The organism is Nocardia noduli, from assembly GCF_019038455.1.
GTDB lineage: Bacteria > Actinomycetota > Actinomycetes > Mycobacteriales > Mycobacteriaceae > Nocardia > Nocardia noduli.
Window position 1 is genome coordinate 25,670 of record NZ_JAFMPL010000005.1, and the last position, 16,831, is coordinate 42,500.

20 protein-coding genes are annotated in these 16,831 nt (G+C 65.8%); 3 read left to right on the forward strand and 17 right to left on the reverse strand.

Annotated features, from left to right (window positions below; all coding sequences use genetic code 11):
• Window positions 1-12: 12 nt before the first annotated feature.
• From pcaC to pcaH, 4 genes are read right to left on the reverse strand one after another with little or no spacing between them, the layout of a single operon-like run.
• Window positions 13-387 carry a 4-carboxymuconolactone decarboxylase gene (gene pcaC / locus JZ792_RS05285; protein ID WP_216907399.1) on the reverse strand — a complete coding sequence of 125 codons (375 nt, stop codon included), beginning with the start codon at window positions 385-387 and terminating at the stop codon, window positions 13-15.
• Window positions 384-1,589: a lyase family protein gene (locus JZ792_RS05290; protein WP_216907401.1), complete on the reverse strand. Its 1,206-nt coding sequence runs from the start codon at window positions 1,587-1,589 to the stop codon at window positions 384-386. Before JZ792_RS05290 ends, pcaC begins: the two co-directional genes overlap by 4 nt.
• Window positions 1,586-2,158 (reverse strand): protocatechuate 3,4-dioxygenase subunit alpha, encoded by a 573-nt coding sequence (gene pcaG / locus JZ792_RS05295; RefSeq protein WP_216907403.1) that lies wholly within the window; start codon window positions 2,156-2,158, stop codon window positions 1,586-1,588. Before pcaG ends, JZ792_RS05290 begins: the two co-directional genes overlap by 4 nt.
• Window positions 2,151-2,930: a protocatechuate 3,4-dioxygenase subunit beta gene (pcaH, locus tag JZ792_RS05300; protein ID WP_216907405.1), complete on the reverse strand. Its 780-nt coding sequence runs from the start codon at window positions 2,928-2,930 to the stop codon at window positions 2,151-2,153. The genes pcaG and pcaH overlap by 8 nt, the downstream gene beginning before the upstream one ends.
• Before the next feature lie 76 nt (window positions 2,931-3,006).
• Between pcaH and JZ792_RS05305 the strand changes: the two genes are divergently transcribed.
• Window positions 3,007-3,774: an IclR family transcriptional regulator gene (locus JZ792_RS05305; protein WP_216907407.1), complete on the forward strand. Its 768-nt coding sequence runs from the start codon at window positions 3,007-3,009 to the stop codon at window positions 3,772-3,774.
• 68 nt (window positions 3,775-3,842) lie between these two features.
• Here JZ792_RS05305 and pcaD read toward each other — a convergent pair whose 3' ends face one another.
• The 6 genes from pcaD to JZ792_RS05335 form a co-directional block, all read right to left on the reverse strand.
• Window positions 3,843-4,619 carry a 3-oxoadipate enol-lactonase gene (gene pcaD, locus JZ792_RS05310; protein WP_216907409.1) on the reverse strand — a complete coding sequence of 259 codons (777 nt, stop codon included), beginning with the start codon at window positions 4,617-4,619 and terminating at the stop codon, window positions 3,843-3,845.
• Complete coding sequence (locus JZ792_RS05315) at window positions 4,616-4,933, reverse strand: hypothetical protein (protein ID WP_216907411.1); 318 nt, start codon at window positions 4,931-4,933, stop codon at window positions 4,616-4,618. Before JZ792_RS05315 ends, pcaD begins: the two co-directional genes overlap by 4 nt.
• Window positions 4,934-4,955: 22 nt before the next feature.
• Window positions 4,956-6,167 carry a cytochrome P450 gene (locus JZ792_RS05320; RefSeq protein WP_216907413.1) on the reverse strand — a complete coding sequence of 404 codons (1,212 nt, stop codon included), beginning with the start codon at window positions 6,165-6,167 and terminating at the stop codon, window positions 4,956-4,958.
• A gap of 25 nt (window positions 6,168-6,192) precedes the next feature.
• On the reverse strand, window positions 6,193-7,167 hold the full coding sequence (locus tag JZ792_RS05325) for a PDR/VanB family oxidoreductase (RefSeq protein WP_216907431.1): 975 nt from the start codon (window positions 7,165-7,167) through the stop codon (window positions 6,193-6,195).
• A 40-nt stretch (window positions 7,168-7,207) separates the two neighbouring features.
• Window positions 7,208-8,440 carry an FAD-dependent oxidoreductase gene (locus JZ792_RS05330; protein WP_216907432.1) on the reverse strand — a complete coding sequence of 411 codons (1,233 nt, stop codon included), beginning with the start codon at window positions 8,438-8,440 and terminating at the stop codon, window positions 7,208-7,210.
• A 95-nt stretch (window positions 8,441-8,535) separates the two neighbouring features.
• Window positions 8,536-8,820, reverse strand: coding sequence for a putative quinol monooxygenase (locus JZ792_RS05335; RefSeq protein WP_216907434.1), 285 nt, complete (start codon window positions 8,818-8,820; stop codon window positions 8,536-8,538).
• A 178-nt stretch (window positions 8,821-8,998) separates the two neighbouring features.
• On the opposite strand from JZ792_RS05335, the gene JZ792_RS05340 reads away from it, so the two are divergent.
• Window positions 8,999-9,682, forward strand: coding sequence for a TetR/AcrR family transcriptional regulator (locus JZ792_RS05340; RefSeq protein WP_216907436.1), 684 nt, complete (start codon window positions 8,999-9,001; stop codon window positions 9,680-9,682).
• Here JZ792_RS05340 and JZ792_RS05345 read toward each other — a convergent pair.
• From JZ792_RS05345 to JZ792_RS42580, 7 genes are read right to left on the reverse strand one after another with little or no spacing between them, the layout of a single operon-like run.
• Window positions 9,636-10,910, reverse strand: coding sequence for an alpha/beta hydrolase family protein (locus JZ792_RS05345; RefSeq protein ID WP_308165155.1), 1,275 nt, complete (start codon window positions 10,908-10,910; stop codon window positions 9,636-9,638). The two genes, JZ792_RS05340 and JZ792_RS05345, sit on opposite strands and share 47 nt — an antisense overlap.
• A gap of 12 nt (window positions 10,911-10,922) precedes the next feature.
• On the reverse strand, window positions 10,923-11,318 hold the full coding sequence (locus tag JZ792_RS05350) for an SDR family oxidoreductase (protein ID WP_216907438.1): 396 nt from the start codon (window positions 11,316-11,318) through the stop codon (window positions 10,923-10,925).
• 27 nt (window positions 11,319-11,345) lie between these two features.
• A complete protein-coding gene (locus JZ792_RS05355; protein ID WP_216907440.1) occupies window positions 11,346-12,344 on the reverse strand; it encodes a cyclase family protein in 999 nt (332 codons plus the stop codon).
• A 14-nt stretch (window positions 12,345-12,358) separates the two neighbouring features.
• Window positions 12,359-13,087 (reverse strand): SDR family NAD(P)-dependent oxidoreductase, encoded by a 729-nt coding sequence (locus tag JZ792_RS05360; RefSeq protein WP_216907442.1) that lies wholly within the window; start codon window positions 13,085-13,087, stop codon window positions 12,359-12,361.
• On the reverse strand, window positions 13,084-13,821 hold the full coding sequence (locus JZ792_RS05365; RefSeq protein ID WP_308165157.1) for a fumarylacetoacetate hydrolase family protein: 738 nt from the start codon (window positions 13,819-13,821) through the stop codon (window positions 13,084-13,086). Before JZ792_RS05365 ends, JZ792_RS05360 begins: the two co-directional genes overlap by 4 nt.
• The gene (locus tag JZ792_RS42885; protein ID WP_308165158.1) at window positions 13,734-15,038 is read right to left on the reverse strand and encodes a VOC family protein; all 1,305 of its coding nucleotides are present in this window, start codon (window positions 15,036-15,038) and stop codon (window positions 13,734-13,736) included. Before JZ792_RS42885 ends, JZ792_RS05365 begins: the two co-directional genes overlap by 88 nt.
• Window positions 15,039-15,060: 22 nt before the next feature.
• Entirely contained in the window at window positions 15,061-15,963 is a 903-nt protein-coding gene (locus tag JZ792_RS42580; RefSeq protein WP_216907446.1) for an FAD-dependent monooxygenase, read from the reverse strand.
• A 220-nt stretch (window positions 15,964-16,183) separates the two neighbouring features.
• Here JZ792_RS42580 and JZ792_RS43500 point away from each other — a divergent pair, with 220 nt between their 5' ends.
• Window positions 16,184-16,705 (forward strand): LysR family transcriptional regulator, encoded by a 522-nt coding sequence (locus JZ792_RS43500; RefSeq protein WP_438804295.1) that lies wholly within the window; start codon window positions 16,184-16,186, stop codon window positions 16,703-16,705.
• The last annotated feature ends 126 nt before the right edge of the window (window positions 16,706-16,831 follow it).

Consider the following 16,831-nt stretch of genomic DNA (forward strand, 5'->3'; position numbering starts at 1 on the left):
CCTTCATGTTGTCTAATCGGTCGGTTCGGCGAGAACTGCTGCGGCGAGGGCGAATCCGTGGTTGGCGACGGGAACACCGAGGTAGATCGCGCTCTGCAGGATGACCTCGGCGATTTCCTCGGCGGTCATACCGTTGCGGCGCGCGGCTCGCACATGCATTTCGAACTCGCTCCAGTGACCGTTGGCGAGCAGAGCGGTCAGGGTGATCGCGCTGCGGGTGCGGCGATCCAGACCGGGGCGCGCCCAGATCTCGCCCCACGCGTAACGGGTGATCAGGGATTGAAAGTCCTGGGTGAACGGGCTTTTCGCGGCTTCGGCGCGGTCGACGTGGGCGTCACCGAGTACCTGGCGGCGGATACTCATTCCGGTGTCGTAGGGGTCGGTCATCGGTGCTCCTTATCGGCCCTCGCGGGGAAGCGGTCGAGGACGCGATCGACGAATACGTGAGCGGAGCCGGTGTAGGTGGCGGGGTCGCCGCCGCCCGGTCCGCGTTCGGCCAGCAGGTCATCGGCGTTCTCGGCGACGTGGCGGGCGATGGTATCGGTGTCGACCTCGAGTCCGGTGACGAGCTCGACTGCCTGTGAGGCGGCGGTCACGGTCAACTCCAGCAGATCGCGCAGCGCGCTCCATTCCGAATGCCATGCTCCGTCGGGTCTTTCGTCCACCGCCTCGGCGGCGGCCAGGTGCAGTTGGGCGCCGAGTTGCGGCGCCCGCAACGCCGCACTACGCACCAGCACGGCAAGGATCGGGTTCTGTTTGTGCGGCATCGTCGACGAACCGCCTCGACCCGCCACCCGCGCTTCGTGCAACTCCCCTACCTCGGGGCGTGAGAGCAACAGAAGATCGGCGGCGAGGACCCCCAGCGCGTCGCAGGTGGTGACACACGCGTGCCCGATGCCGGTGATCGGCGTCCGGGTCGTGTGCCACGGGACCCCCCGATCGGCCAATCCCAGGAGGCGCGCGAATGCCGCGGCCGCGGCCAGCGGCTGTTCGGTCAGTTCTCCGACCAGGGCGAGGGTTCCCGCCGCACCGCCGCACTGGGCAGGGAGTCGATCGCGGCTTCTCTCGACCAACTCGAGGGCATCGAGTACCGCCGAAAGCCACTGCGCCGCTTTCAAACCGACGGTGATCGGGACGGCGTAGCGTCCCAGTGTCCGGCCCGGCATCACTGTGTTGCGATGCAGACAGGCCAGTCCTGCCAGCGCGCGCGCCGTCGCGTGCAGGTCCCCGTACACCTGGTTCAGCGCGTCGCGCGCGATCAGGACCAGTGCTGTGTCCAGCACATCCTGACTGGTCAGACCTCGATGCACCAGCGCGGCCGCGCCGGTGTCCTCGATGGCCGACCGCAGTCCGGTCACGAGTGCCACCACGGGGTTTCCCGCCGCCTCGGAATCCACGATCAAGGACCCGAGATCGACACACCACCCTTCGGCCGCCGAGCCGACAGCATCTGCCTGGACCGATGTCGCCACGCCGACCTCGACCAAGGCGTACAGCCAGGCCGTCTCCACCCTCAGCATCGCGCCCAGCAAGGCCTGATCGTCGGCAATACCCACGGCACGGTGACTTCCGGGTGCGAGCAGGTTCATGTCGTCGCTCCGGGTTCGGGAAAGTGTAAGAAGACACTTTCCCGCTCGCCCTGTAGATGGATGTCGAAACGCAAGGCGTTCTCACCGGTTCGCTCGGCGACCAGTCGTTTTCGCTCGTCGGGCACCAGTCGTGCCAGCAGCGGGTCGGACGCGAAGACCGCTTCATGGTCCGGCGGATACGCGCGGGTGAACAGTCGGTCCAGCAGCCCGCGAGCGAAGACCACGATCGAGAAGAACGGCGCTTTCCCCGCCTCGGTCAGGCCGGGAAGCACGGTCGTGAACGAGTACTCCCCAGCCGCGTTCACCGCGGCGCGGCCCCAACCGGTGAAGGCGAGACCATCGCGTCGCAATGACCCGTCCACGAGCGGAATCCGTCCATCCTGCCCTGCCTGGCGGATTTCGATCAGCGCATCGGGCACCGGCTGCCCGCTACCGTCGAACACGGTGCCGTACAACCGGATCGCGTCGGGATGAGCGGGCGGCACGAGTTCGTTGTCACGGTCGAACGGCAGCGCGTATCCATAGAACGGTCCGATAGTCTGGCCCGGTGTCGGCGAGAGCTCAGCCATGGTGCTCCACCCTCTCCACCGGAGTGTTCCGACTGCCGGTCAGTACGATGTCCCAGCGGTAGCCCAGCAGCCATTCGTGCTCGGAGATCTCGTGGTCGTAGGTGGCGACCAGACGTGCGCGCGCCGCGGGGTCGGCGATGGATTGATAGATCGGATCCAATGCGAAGAGTGGGTCCTGGGGAAAGTACATCTGTGTGATCAGCCGCTGGGTGAATTCGGTACCGAACAGCGAGAAATGGATATGCGCTGGTCGCCATGCGTTGCGGTGATTGCGCCATGGGTAGGGCCCCGGCTTGATCGTCACGAACGAATAGCGCCCTTCCGCATCGGTCAGGCACCGTCCGACACCGGTGAAACGTGGATCGATCGGAGCCGGGTGCTGATCACGTTCGTGGATATAGCGTCCCGCCGCGTTCGCCTGCCAGATCTCCACCAACTGGTGACGCACCGGACGCCCGTCTCCGTCGAGAACCCGACCCTCGACACGGATCCGCTCCCCTATCGGATCACCCCCGTTCTGGATCGTCAGATCGGCCTCGAGCGGGTCGACGTCGCTGTGCCCGAACACCGGAGCGAGTAGTTCGGCCCCTTCCGGATCCACCGGCCGCAAGCCACCGGTCGGATGCCGCGACAGCGAACTGCGATACGCCGGAAAGTCCAACAGCGGTCGACCACCATCACGGTCGGTCGAGGAGTGGGCGAGGGCGATCTCCGCGGTGATCTCCGCCTGCGTAGACAACGGGGTGGTGGGTACGGCCGGTGGGGCACTCATGCGCGTGACGCTAGGGTGTCGATACCGCCGAGGTCTATGCTGAACTTCCACTCAGTGAGAAAAAGCGAGGAGTGCTGTGGCCGGTGGCACTGCGCGACAAGGGGAGAGCGTGATCTCCCGCGTGCTGGCTGTGCTGGGAGCCTTCGACGAGCAGCATCGCACCCTCACCCTCACCGAACTCGCCGAGCGGGCCGATCTACCGCTCTCCACCGCCTACCGCCAGGTCAACGAATTGGTCGACGGCGGCGCGCTGACGCGATCCTCGGGTGGCACATACGCGATCGGGCGCATGATCTGGGACCTCGGCCTACTCGCGCCGGTCCAGACAGGACTGCGCCAGGTGGCCTCACCGTTCCTGCACGATCTGTACGGGGCCACCCTGGCGACGGTCCATCTAGCAGTGCGCGAAGGCCAAGAGGTGCTGTACCTCGACCGGCTCTCCGGCCACACCTCGGTGCCGGTGGTGAGCAAAGTCGGCAGTCGCCTCCCCCTGCACGCTACCGGGGTCGGCAAAGTCCTGCTGGCGCATTCTCCGCCGGAAGTGCGGACTTCTGTCCTGTCCTCGCTCGCCCGCATAACCCCGTACACGATCACCCAGCCCAGGCAGCTCTCCGACCAGTTGGCCCGTATACGGCGTGACGGATACGCCACGACCGTCGAGGAGATGACCCTGGGCGCATGCTCGGTCGCGGTCCCCATTCGACAGGGCACACCCGATGGCGAGGTCGTCGCCGCGCTCGGAATCGTCGTACCCGACCTCAAACGCGACCGCCCCCGGTTGTCCACCGCCCTCATGGTCGCCGCCCAAGGAATTTCGCGGTCGTTGCGGGCGCTGGACCTGTGAACTCCGCTGTGCCAGGCAGAGCGTGGAAGGCAGCGACGTGTCCGGCGGACCGCTTTCACTGTCGACTGTCAGCGGTTCGCCGCGAGGTGCCCCAGTATCAGGTCGTTAACCGCCTGCGGCGATTCCGCGTTGCTCAAATGCGCACCAGGAGAAATACTTTCGATACGCGAGGACGGAATCGCAGCCGCGATCGAATGCGCGTGCTCGGGCGGCGTCGCTGAATCCTGCTCGCCGGCGATCACGAGGGTCGCCACGGTGATCGAGGACAGCGTGTCGACGATATCCATTGTTTCGATCGCCTGACAGCACGACGCGTACCCCTCCGGAGGCGTCGCTGCGACCATGGCTTCATAGAATCGGACGCGGTCGGGATTCGCTACCCGCCACCGTGGCGTGAACCAGCGTTCCACCACCGCTCGCGCAACCGCGCCTGTACCTTCGACTCGTACTCGCCGCGCCCGCTCCGACCAACCGCTGCCCGGACCGAGGTCGGCCGAGGTGCAGCACAGGGTCAGCGTCCGAAGTCGGTGCCGCGCGTTCTCGCCGAGCCACATGCCGACCATCCCGCCGAGCGACAGACCGACGAAGTGCGCCCGCTGAATTCCGAGCCGATCCAACAGCGCCAGAGCATCTTCACCGAGTTCAGCCAGTATGTACGGACCTCGAGGTACCGGGGATCGGCCGTGGCCACGGTGGTCGTAACGCACGACCCGATACCCGGCGGCGACCAGATCGGCGACCTGCGGCTCCCACATGCGCACGTCGCTGCCCAGCGATCCGCTCAATATCACGGGTTCTCCGTCATCCGGACCGTCCACCAGGTGGTTCACCGCGATACCGCTCATCGAATCGTTCCTCTCGTCCGCCGTTCTTCATGCCCGAGGAACAATCGTTCGCACGGCAGACGCGGGAGCAATAGGCAGTTCTCGACGGTATCTTCGATCAATTCGATTGTGTACCAATGTTTTTGACGCCAATCGCGAATCAGGTTGTACACCGCCTCTGCGGCGGCCGCGTAGTCGAAGACAACGTCGGCAAGCCAGATCCGCAGGTGCACATCACCTGCGGTAGGGAGCCGATCAACGGTCACAGTGCGGTACATCGAACCATCCTTTCCGATCGGGGCCGGTCGCGACGCAACCGCGAAGGCGACAGCCACCACACCACAGTCGGCCATCGAATCAGCGCGGCCGGATCTCGACGGGAATCGATTCCCACGAGCGAAGGGTGTTGTTGAGGCGCCTCTTCGCCGTGCCCGCGAGCTCGATCGACTCGACGCGAGCCGCGAGTGCCCTCAGCAATGCTTCGGACTCGAGGCGTGCGACGTGTTGGCCGACGCATTGGTGGATACCCATTCCATAGCCGACATGTCCGGAAGGATTCCTGGCCAGATCGAAATCATCCGGATTCTCCCAGCGGCGTGGATCCCGGTTCGCGGCGCCGAGGAACATAAGGATCTTTCGACCCTGCGGAATCGTCGCCCCTCCGATCCGCATATCGCGGGTGGCGGTGCGGAAGAACGTCTGAACCGGCGACTCCCATCGGACTGCCTCGTCGAACGCCGTGCGAGCCAGCGTCTCCGGGGCTGCCCGCAGCCGAGCCCATTGCTCCGGGTACCGAGCGAGTCCGTGGAGAAGCGCGGCAAGACCATTGACGGTGGTGTCGACTCCGGCGGACAGAAGGGAACGAACAACCAGCGGAGCCTGTTCGTAGGTGATATCACCACGGTCGGCGGCAGCCCATATCTGCGCGCCGAAGCCATCGTCGGAGAGCATATTCCTGGCACATTGCGCGTCGACCCAGCCCGCTATCTCGGCGATGCGGGGAGCGCCCTTCTCCACAAGGGAGTTCGCCGGGCCGAATGTGTTGAACAGGTGGTCACCGTAGGGCAACAGCTTGTCCCGTCCTTCGTCCGGAATCCCTACCGCGTCCGGGAACACGCGCAAGGGAAACGCCTCGGCGAGCTCGGTGACGGCGTCGAACTCTGTTCCAGCCTCGAGAACGCTGTCGACGAGGTCCTCGGCGTCGGCCAGCCATGAGACCAGAAGTCTCGAGAGCGCACGAGGTCCGAGGATCTTACTGAGCACCGCGCGGGGGGCGTCGTGATGGGGCGGGTCGGTCTCTAGCAGTAAACTCGGTGGTCGCCAAGGTTTTTCGTAGAGGTAGTTGGTCAATCCCACACCCGCTGCGGATTGGAATCCTTGCCAGTCGGTCAGTGCCGCGTGCACCTGTTCGTACCTGCCCATGGCGAAGACGTCGTAACGGTCGAGATATACCACGGGCCCGGCGTCGCGCAGCTCCGATTGGAACGGCAGCGGGTTCTCGAGGATATCCGGACCGAACGGGTCGGCGTTGCTGACGGGTACATCGGTGCTGGAGACGAATGTCGTCATCGTATTGCCTTCGCGGGGGGTCATATCAGAGATCGAGTACGAGTGTGTCCGAGCACGACCGGGACACGCAGATGAACATGCAGTCACCGGCCGAGCGCTCGTCGTCGTCGAGGAGGGAGTCGCGATGGTCCGGGGTGCCGGCCAATACTGTCGTCTCGCAGGTGCCGCAGGTGCCCTCACGGCATGAGGACAGCACGTTCACACCCGCACGTTGTACGGCATCGAGAACACTCACCTCCGGATCGACCCTCACCCTCAATCCGCTCCGGGCGAGCTCGACTTCGAAAGCCTCGTCGCGCACCGGCGCGGCGCGCTCCTCGGGCACGAAGCGTTCCGTACGAAGTTTTCCGACAGGCCATTGCGCACAACGTGATTCGACGGCAGCCAGCAGCGAGCCCGGACCGCACGCATAGACCCTCGCGGCGGTGGTCGCCGCCGCGTCGAGCCACGTCGGCAGATCCAGGAGACCACATTCGTCCATCGGTGCGACGACCACCCGGTCGCCGTGCGGGGCGAGCTCATCGAGGAACGCCATCGATCCACGGGTGCGGCCGCCGTAGAGGAGCCGCCACTCGATGCCCATCGATTCGGCCTGGGCGAGCATCGGGATCATCGGAGTGATCCCGATGCCTCCAGCGATGAACAGATACTTCGACGCGGGCACCAGAGCGAAGTTGTTTCGCGGGCCACCCACTCCCACCACATCACCGACCGTCAGCGTGTCGTGCACGAAGGCCGAACCACCTCGCCCTGAAGGCTCACGAAGCACGCCGACCCGGTAGCTGTACGGATCCCAACGATCCCCGCACAGCGAATACTGCCGCGTGATGCCTGTCGTCAACATCAGATCGATGTGCGCGCCCGGCGCCCAATCGGGAAGCCGACGACCGTCCGGATGGCGCAACGTCAACGCGACGACACCGTCGGAGACGAACTCCTTGGCCGTGATCCGCAGCGTGGACTCGGCAGTCACTCGCACCGCAGGTGCTTGATCTGACATCTGAAGCTCCTTGATCTGGTCGTCGCAACGGAACGTGCGGTCAGCCGACGACCGAGCGGAAGTCGAGTTCGGTTCGATCGATGATCTCGATCTGCTTGAGGATCTCCACGGGGCTGGACTCGCCGACTACCTTCTGCAGGAATGGCGTTCGGTCCAGGATCAGATCCCGCACCGGCCGCAGCGGACGCGGTGCGTGATGGAACATCTGGCCGAGGGTGTAGGCCTGCTGCACCTGACGCGCGGTGTGGGGTTTGCGAGGAGTCTCGAACGCATCCAGCGCCTGGCGAACAGCCCGGTAGTCCGAGAGATCGACCCCGGCGAGGCGGCGGCCGAGAAAATAGCCGTCCTCGGTGGCCATGCCGGCTCCGTAGGCCGCGTACGGAGAAGTCGGATGCGCCGCGTCCCCGACCAGGGTGGCGCGCCCCTTGGACCATTGTGCGAGCGGTTTACGATCTCGAATGACCCAACGCTGTACATCGGAGGGTTTGGTCGCCGCAATCAACTGCGGAAGCGGGAAGGCGAATTCGGAACCCAATGTAGTCGCCCTGGTGTGCAAATCGCCGACGAACTCCACTTTGCCGTCGTGCGCCTCGAGCACCCACCACTGATAGCCGTTTCGACCCTTGTTCCGGATCGCTGTCCACGATCCCTGTACCGCACGGCTGTGCGAGACGATGCAGAGACCGGCCTGAGCGTCGATGTCATCAGCGAAGGTGAAGCCGCCGAAGACGTGCAGATTGTGTTCACGTTTGGGCGACTCACCCCACAACGTGCGACGCACGAGCGAATCGATGCCGTCCGCGCCGATCACCACATCGGCTTCCTCCACGGAGCCGTCTGCCAAATGCAAGCGGACACCCGCCTCGTCCTGCTCGAAGCTCGCCACCCCTCGATCGACCTGAAGCACCCCGGGCGGTAGCGCCGCGAGGAGCCGTTCGTACAACTCGGGCCGGAGGAGTCCGATGAAGCCACCGCCGTATTCGCGAATGACGTCCTCCGACAGATCGATCTTCACCCGGCGCCGTCCGACGGCGTTGCGGAACTCGGAATAGCACGGCGCGCCGAGGTCATCGATATCGACGCCGAGCAGCCCGAGTGCCTTGATGGGCGGCGGCCACAGGTTGAGAATATTGCCTGCGGCGCGTGCCCGTTTGTAGCGCTCGAGCAGGACGACATCGTGACCGGCCTGATGCACGGAGAGGGCAGTGGCCATGCCCGCCGGGCCCGCACCGATTACTGCGACCCGGCCCCGCGTCGCGCCAGATTTACTCATGGGAAACCAAGACTTTCGTGGAGAGTGGATTGGACGGTATCCGTGGGCGACCGGCCGGACGCCCATGGATCAGTGGAATCGGCCGGGCGCGACATTCAAGACACTTCATGCACTGTCAGCACCGGTTCGTCCGCGACGAGATCCGGTGCGACAGCAAGGAACTGCCGAGTGTGCTCATGTGCCATGTGGGCGTCGAGCGCACTCCGGTCGCGCCATATCTCGACGCTGACGATCGTGCGGTCGTCGTTCAGGTCCGCGTAGAAGCCATACGATTCGCAACCGTCGTCACCGAGGGATGCGGCGGCGACAGCCTTGGCGGCGGCGGCGAGCTGGTCGCGCCGCCCCGGCGCGGCTTGCGCACGACCGATCACGATGAGCATGCGAGTCCTCCTAGGATGCGGACCCTTCGGTCCTGGTGGGCGAGGTGCGCCACAGCCGGCCACGAAGAAAAGCTAGAACCGTAGTTATCACTACGGTTTATCGATCATGTGCTTCACGTCACGATTTGTCAAGACCCTCCTGACGAGATGAGCGGACCGAAGAAGGAAGAATGTTGTCGTGACGACATCTCCCTCAGACGCGGTCTCGCCCGATAGCGATCTGGCCATTCGATTGCCCAAACAACAGAGGAGCCGAGAGTCGTGGGCGCGAATCCTGGACGCGGGGGTCGCCGTCATAGAAGAAGGCGGCTATGACGCGTTCACGATCGCGGCCGTATGCGAGCGTGCCGACGTTGCCCCCCGCGCCATCTACGAGCGGGTCAACACCAAGGAAGGGTTGTTCCTCGCGGTCTACGAACACGGCCTGAGCGGCCTCCTCCGCAGCCAGGACACTCTGTTGAGCGTCGAACGCTGGCAAGAATGCGACACCGAGCAACTGATCCACGGAACTGTCGCCGCGATTGCACAGATGTTCACATCCCACGCCGCGTTCCTGCGCTCGGTGATTCTCATAGGAGGCGTGCACCCCGAGATCTATCGACGCGGCAGTATCAATACCCGAGCGTTGGGAGAGGCCGTCACCGCGGTGCTGATCCAAGCACGCGACGACATCGCGCACCCCGATCCGGAGGCGGCGATACGGATGTCGTTCGACATGATCTTCTCGTCTCTGGTGATGCGTACAACCTATGGCCGGGCCTTCCTCGGCCCACCCATAGATGACGACACCTACGTCCGACGACTGTCGCAGATGATCAGGAGTTACCTCCTGTATCCGGTCGACGGACCCGCCCGGTCCTGAGCGCGACGGTAGCGCCCCCGTGCCCGCGGTGACCGGCTCGAATCCGGTCAGCGCGCGAGGACAGCGCGCGGCGAGCAGACGGGAAGTTCGGCGAAGGTGTCGCTGATCCAATCTGCGGTGAAGGTGCTGACCACGGGCAGATTGTCGAGACCGATGTGTTCGGTGCCGCCCTCGCGGGCGGTGAAGACCCGCAGTTGGCGTTTCGGGCTGGCGATGGCCTGTTCGTAGGAGCGATGGGCATATTCCAGCGGAATCTGACGGTCGTTCTCCCCGTGTGCGATGAGAAACGGGACGGTGACTGCTCGACGATTCCGTCGAGGGTGACACCGTCGGCATGCGCGAGGAAAGTGTCGAGATCCGTTTCTCCCCACACCCACATGACGTGGTTCCAGTAGTGCGGCACCGGGCGTTCGCTCTCGCGCTCGACGCGGCGGCGCTGCACCTTGCCCCCGTCGTAGTTGGCGCCCCACGCCACGCACAACGCGAGCCGTTTCTCGAAGGCCGCCGCGCGTGGCACGTAGTAGCCGCCCAGCGACCAGCCGACCAAGCCGAGACGATCGACGGCGATGCCCGCGACTGTCTCGAGGTGGTCCACACAGGCCGCCGCCCATTCCTCGGTGTCGATCTGCGCGGTCAACCCCTGCAGCCGCAGAGCCTCCCCGCTGCCCGGGCAGTCGACCATGAGGGTGGCGATGCCGCGGTGAGCCAGCTCCTTGGCGAACCCGGACAGGTACATGTGTTCCTTGGTGCTGTCCAGCCCGTTCCACATGATCATGCACGGCACCGGTCCGTCGATGTCGGGACGGGTGAAGTAGGCGGGCAGGGTGGTATCGCGGAACGGGATCGCGACTCTGCTGGTCTGCGGATCGACGAGATCGAAGCAGCGCTGCACCAGATCGAGCACGCGACGATAGATCGCGTTGCGGTCCGGGGTCTGGGGGCTCTGCATCCGCTCGGCGTGGATGAGATAGTTCGCGGCGCGGGCGTAGGCGTGGCCGGCGGAGTCGGTGTGTCCGGCGTCGCGGTCGGTGTCGGCGGCGATGACGAGGGCGTCGACGACGGCGGTCCACGAGGCCAGGAATTCGTCGGTGCCCGCGTCCTCACCACGGTTCGCGGCCTCGCGGATCGGCCTGCAGGCCCGATCCACCTCATCGATGTAGCCGCCACTGTTCAGTGCCGCGACGACACTGAGGTTCCAGACGTAGTTACCGGGAAAATATTCGAACACGGAAATCGTCCTTTACTCGTCGTGATTCAGGTGCGGCCAGGCATGGCGCAACGGCAGAAATACCGAATCCACCTCGTTCGCGATGACGAATCGCCAATTCTCGGGGGTGATATCGGGGACCGGCGCGAACGTGGCAAGTCCCGCGTTGGCGTACAGGACACCGATGCGTCCGTGCGCGGCACCGATGCCGTCGATCCATTCGCGCACCTCCGCATCATCGGTGAGGTCGAGCGGACGGGAACTGCGCATCGTCGCGCCCGTCGCCGCGACCAGGTCCACAGTGGCCGCGGCCGCCTCGGCGTCGAGATCGCATCCGGTGTACGAGCGCGCCGTCGGTGGCGAAGCGCAGTGCCGCTTCCCTGCCCTGGCCGCTTCCGGTGCCGGTGATCGCCGCGACCTTCCCGGCAAGGCGGCCTGTGCTCCGCGACGACGGGCTCACTTGACCGCGATCGGGTTGACCGGCGCGCCGACCGCCCCGGTGACGGGCAGAGGCGCGGCGGTCAGGAAGAACTCGTAGACGCCGTCGACAGCGCAGTGCTCGGCCAGCGCGTCCAGATCCCACATTTCGCCGATGAACAGGCCCATGTTGGGTATCACCACCTGGTGCAGGGGTTGGAAGGCGTTGTCGAATTCGTTGGGGCGTACCTCGAAACCCCACGTATCGGTGGCGATGGCGGCGATCTCGCTGCGGTGCAACCAATCCGCGGTGGTGAACGACAAGCCCGGCGCGGGGCCACCCGCGTAGTCGTTCCATCCCTCACGTCGGGTGCGCGCGAGTTGGCCGGTGCGCACGCAGACGATGTCGCCGCGCCCGACGGTGGCGGTCGCGCCTTGCGCCCGGATCGTTTCCTCGAGATGGTCGGCGGTGATGGCGAACCCGTCCGGCAATTCCGCGTCCACGCCGATAGCGCGTCCGACGTCGAGCAGGACCCCGCGGCCGACGATCCGATCGGCCACGGTTTCGATTCCGGTTACCGCGTCCCCGCCCGAGGTCACCACTTCCCCGGCGCGGCGACCGTTCCAGGCGCGGCCGTGGTCGAAGATATGGCCCAGCCCGTCCCACTGGGTGGAGCACTGTAGCGGCATGGCGACCACATCGTCGGCTCCACCGATACCGTGCGGGAAACCCTGGATGCCGGCTTCGGCATCGGTGCCGGTGTCCAGCATCGTGTGGACCGGATTGGTGCGCCGACGCCAGCCCTTCTGCGGGCCGTCCATGTCGAAGCGCTGCGACAAACTGAAGCTGCGCCCTTGTCGGATCAACGCACCGGCGCGGACCCGCGCGGGGTCGTCGAGAAAGTTCAGGGTGCCGTACACATCGTCGTCGCCCCAACGTCCCCAGTTCGAGCAGCGACGAGCCGCCTCGGCGATCGCCCCCTCCGGATCGGTGCGGTCCAGTTCATCAGTTGCCCTGAGGTTTTCGGTGTCAGCCATATCGGTCCTCGGTTTCATATCGGGGTGGGCGCTGTCCGCAACGCATCGGAGATCGATTTGGCCCCTCCGTGAGAGGTCGCCCCGCCGTCCACGGTGAGTTCACTGCCGGTGATGTAGCCGGAATCGGCGCCGAGCAGGAACCGCACGGTCGCCGCGACCTCTTCGGCGGCACCGGCACGGCCGAGCGCGGTCTCGCCGATCGATGCCGATCGGAACGCGGCGGGCGCTCCCGCTGTCACCAGGGTGTCGATGAAGCCGGGGTGCACGATGTTCACTCGAATTCCCTGTTCTCCCAGCGCCAATGCCGCGGTGTGGGTCAGTCCCCGCAATGCCCACTTGCTGGTGGTGTAGGCCACCGGGTAGTGGCCGGTGAGCGCGGCGATCGAACCGATGTTCACGATCGAGGAGCCCGGCCGCATCCGGGGCGCGAGGGCCTGGATGGCGAGTAGGGGTGCGAGCACGTTCACCGCGTAGGTGTCGGTCATATCCGCGACCGTCACCTCGGGCAGCCGCGCGCGTCGGGTCACACCCGCGCAGTTGACCAGGCCGTGCACCGGATTCGGTAGGGACGCGGCCAATCGCTTCCGATTCTCGCCCTCGGTGACATCGAAGGCACGCACGCCGGGCCCGGCGGCGTGATCGAGCGCGACGACTTGGTAGTCGCCGGTGAGTCGCGCCACGATCGCGGCGCCGATTCCACCCGCCGCGCCGGTCACGACCACGGTCGGAGCTGAGCCTGTCATCGAGTCGCCGCAGTCTCGGCACGGTGCCGGGCGCGATCCCGACGCCGCGCACCGGGCAGGGCCAATGCCTGCGGCGCGGGTGCGCCCACCGTGTTGGTGAGGGTGCCGATACCGTCGACGGTCAGGCTCACCGTGTCACCCGCGCGCAGCGGCGGCGGATCCAGGCGGCCTCGGCGACCCCAGAGTTCGGCCAGGCAGCCACCGTTGCCCACAGTGCCTGATCCGAGCACATCGCCCGGCGCGATCACGGTGTCGCGTGAGGCGTAGGCCAGTATCGCCGGGAAGGTCCACCCCATGTTGGAGAGCACGTCGCGGCCCACCTCGACACCGTTGACATGTGCGGTGCACAGCAGTGGCAGGAACCCGTCGGAATCCAGTCGCGGCGCCAACTCGTCGGCGGTCACCAGTACCGGGCCCAGCGTGTTGGCGAAGTCCTTGCCCTTGGCCGGGCCCAGGCCCACCTGCATCTCGACGCGTTGCAGGTCGCGAGCCGACCAATCGTTGAGAATCGTGTACCCGAACAGGTGTTCGGTGGCCTGCTCGACGCTCAGGTCACGACCGGCCGCTCCCACCACCGCCGCGACCTCGAGTTCGAAGTCCAGTTCCCGACATCCTTGCGGTGCCGACACCACCGCGCCCGGCCCGTTCACGGCGTAAGGGTTGGTGAAGTAGAAATGCGGTGCGACGTACCAGGATTCGGGTACACCACCGCGGTCCTGCACGGCCGCGCGCACGCCCTCGACGTGTTCTTCGAAGGTGACGAAGTCCCGGATCGTCGGCGGACGAAGCGGAGCCTCGAAAATGACCTGATCGGTCGGTAGCGGCGGCGCATCGGCCAGGACACGGTGCCCGGCATCGAGCGCCGCCTCGAGCCCGCTCCGGACCAGATCCAGCACCCTTGTTCCGTCCGGGAACAGGTGTACATGGTCATCGGCGACGACGGCGGCGCGGGCCGATCCACTGAAACGGATGGTGGCGAATCGCATTGCGAGCCTTTCTGATAGGCCGGTCGGAACTCACACCGGCGGTGCGACGGTCCCTTGTCGGGATCGTTGAACGACTTCGCCGCGACGAATTCGTCCAGCGCGTTGGCGGTGCCCCACTGGTCGGCGACTTCGGGCTGGGTGAAGTCGTAGAGGTGCGGATGCCAGCTGTCCTCGTCGACCACTTCGAGTGCGGTGGTGTATTCCATCGTGTTGCCGTTGGGGTCGAGAAAGTAGGAGAAGGTGTTGTCGCCCGCCTTGTGCCTGCCGGGACCCCAGATCTTCTCCACCCCGGTCCGCAACATCCGGCCTGTACCGCGCATGTATTCATGGATGCCGCGCAGTTCGAAGGAGGCGTGGTGCAGTGCGGGATGCGGGCCTCGCGCGACGGCCATGGAATGGTGCCGGTCGTTGGTGCGCAAGAACCACATCATGTCTCCCATGCGGGGATGCATCAGGATGTCGGAGGTCCGGAAGCCGAAATAGTTCTCGTAGAAGGCGACGGTGGACTCCGGATCGGCAGAGTTGACGACCACGTGGGACAGCTTCACCGGAATCGACTCGCCTTCCTCGATTTTTCGGTGCGAACGAACCTCGACCTCTGTGGAGATCTCGATCGTGCGGCCTTCGTTGTCGAAGAATCGGAAGCCGTACCCGGCGCCCGGCGTGTGCAGCCGGTCGGGCTCACCGATCAGCCGTGCTCCCCCGCGCCCGAGCTTCTCGGCGATGGCGTCGACCGCGGCGGGGTCGGCGGCGCCGAACACGACCGGATCCAGGCGCTTGTCGATACTGCGGCGGATACGGACGACGTACTGCTCCGGCGAACCCTCGGCCGCCAGGTACGTGACGTCGCCGTCGGTCGCGGCGACCGACAGACCCCACTGATGGGTGTAGAAGTCGAGCTGTTTGTCGAAGTCGGGCACCGCCAGCGCGACGTGCCGAAGGTGGGTCAGGGCATATCCGGTCATCGGAACTCCACTGCTGGAAGGGTCAGGTCGGGTCGGTGACGAGGGCGGCGATGCGACCCATCAAGCCGGGAACGTCGGCGTCGGGATCGTGGTCGAGCATCCAACGGCCCAGTTGCACCGACGCCTCCACGACGGCATTCGCGCGTGGGAGCCTGCGTTCGGTGAACCGCTGCCACAACTGTTCATCGACCGGTTCGGTGGTGAGCAGTTCGCTGAGCACCGCAGCGTCCTCCAGCGCTTGGGCCCCGCCCTGGGCGAGAGTGGGCGGGCACACGTGCGCCGCGTCGCCGATCAGCACGACGCGGCCCGGTTCCACGGCCCGTCGATCACGTGCTGTTCGAACCAGGTGTAATTGATCGCGTCGGGATCGGTCAGCCGCGACCGGCCGCGGTTCGCTGTCGAAGCCGAGTGCCCGGCGCGTGGCCGACCGGAGGCCATCGGCGCCGATCACCACGTCGTAGCGCGTTCGAGAACCGTCGCCGAACGTAACTTCGACCTCGTCGGCGCCGTCGACCAGACTGTCGACCTGTGTCTCGAAGCGAAGATTCGCACCCGCGGTCTCCGCCGCGTCGTGCAGTATAGCCGTGAGTACCGGGCGCTGCATGCCCACCGCGGCGGGCAGATCTGGACCGCCGGTGCGGTTGTCGGGTATTTCCGCGAGAAGTGTCCCGGCCTCGTCGGTGGCGCGAATGCCGATGGTGTCGAAACCCCCGCTGCGCGCGGCCGCTCGTTCCCAGACTCCGAGATCACGAAGTACACGAAGAGCGTTGCCTTGCAATGTGATACCGGAACCGACGGTGTGACCACGGCCGTTGGTCTCGATGAGATCCACCCGCACGCCCGCACGAGCCAGGAAGATCGCGGCAGCCGAACCGGCGAGGCCGCCACCGATGACAAGGACGGACCGAACAGAGAGGGGGTGCATCGAATCACTTCCCTGAGCAAGCCCGCGGAGCGGGCGACTGGTGACCTACTCCACTCTGGGACCTGGGCCACTATCAGGGAAGTCGAATTCGGGTATGCCGGGCATAAGCTCCATTTATGGCTCAAGGTTCGAGTGACGGTGCCGAGGCGAGGCGAGGCGTGGACCGTCCGACCGCACGCTGGCCAACCTCGATCTGAACCTCTTGGTCACGCTGGACGCGGTGGTCCACCATCAGAGCGTCACCCGCGCGGCCGAACACCTCGGGGTCACACAGCCCGCCGTCTCGGCGGCCCTCGCCAGGCTACGACGACACTTCGACGACGAGACACTGCATCGTGTCGGCAATCGGTATCAACTCACCCCGTTCGGTGTCGACCTTCGCCAACGCGCCAGGATCGCGTTGACCGGTGTCGAAAGAGTCTTCGCGGCCCGGGGCACCTTCGAAGCTACCGACACCGCCCGCGAGTACTCGATCTTCACGAGCGACTACACCACCGCACTGCTGGGACGACCACTCACCGAACTGCTCGGCATTCGGGCCCCGCGCGCCCGGTTGCGCTGGCTACCGTCGATTCCCGACCTGGTCGCGCGCCGAGCACACGCTCACCGCCCACGATGTGCTGCTCGTCCCCCACGGATTCGTCACCGATCTGCCGAACGAGACGATCTTCCACGACGACTGGGTCGTGGTCACCGATCTCGAACACGCCCCGCACGAACTCACCACCGACGACCTTCGTGACCGGCCGTGGGTCCTGGTCTACCACAGCCAAACCGCGTCGACCCCGGCCGCGGGGCGACTGCGAATGCTCGGCATCGAACCGCACGGGCAAGTGATCACCGAAAGCTTCCTGACCGTTCCCGGCCT

Excerpts from the sequence above, each read along its gene's own strand:
- JZ792_RS42580 (WP_216907446.1), bottom strand. The coding sequence starts at position 15,963 with ATGCACCCCCTCTCTGTTCGGTCCGTCCTTGTCATCGGTGGCGGCCTC.
- JZ792_RS05325 (WP_216907431.1), bottom strand. The coding sequence starts at position 7,167 with ATGTCAGATCAAGCACCTGCGGTGCGAGTGACTGCCGAGTCCACGCTG.
- pcaH (WP_216907405.1), bottom strand. The coding sequence starts at position 2,930 with ATGAGTGCCCCACCGGCCGTACCCACCACCCCGTTGTCTACGCAGGCG.
- pcaG (WP_216907403.1), bottom strand. The coding sequence starts at position 2,158 with ATGGCTGAGCTCTCGCCGACACCGGGCCAGACTATCGGACCGTTCTAT.
- JZ792_RS05360 (WP_216907442.1), bottom strand. The coding sequence starts at position 13,087 with ATGACAGGCTCAGCTCCGACCGTGGTCGTGACCGGCGCGGCGGGTGGA.
- JZ792_RS42885 (WP_308165158.1), bottom strand. The coding sequence starts at position 15,038 with ATGACCGGATATGCCCTGACCCACCTTCGGCACGTCGCGCTGGCGGTG.
- pcaC (WP_216907399.1), bottom strand. The coding sequence starts at position 387 with ATGACCGACCCCTACGACACCGGAATGAGTATCCGCCGCCAGGTACTC.
- pcaD (WP_216907409.1), bottom strand. The coding sequence starts at position 4,619 with ATGAGCGGTATCGCGGTGAACCACCTGGTGGACGGTCCGGATGACGGA.
- JZ792_RS05355 (WP_216907440.1), bottom strand. The coding sequence starts at position 12,344 with ATGGCTGACACCGAAAACCTCAGGGCAACTGATGAACTGGACCGCACC.
- JZ792_RS05290 (WP_216907401.1), bottom strand. The coding sequence starts at position 1,589 with ATGAACCTGCTCGCACCCGGAAGTCACCGTGCCGTGGGTATTGCCGAC.
- JZ792_RS05335 (WP_216907434.1), bottom strand. The coding sequence starts at position 8,820 with ATGCTCATCGTGATCGGTCGTGCGCAAGCCGCGCCGGGGCGGCGCGAC.
- JZ792_RS05320 (WP_216907413.1), bottom strand. The coding sequence starts at position 6,167 with ATGACGACATTCGTCTCCAGCACCGATGTACCCGTCAGCAACGCCGAC.
- JZ792_RS05330 (WP_216907432.1), bottom strand. The coding sequence starts at position 8,440 with ATGAGTAAATCTGGCGCGACGCGGGGCCGGGTCGCAGTAATCGGTGCG.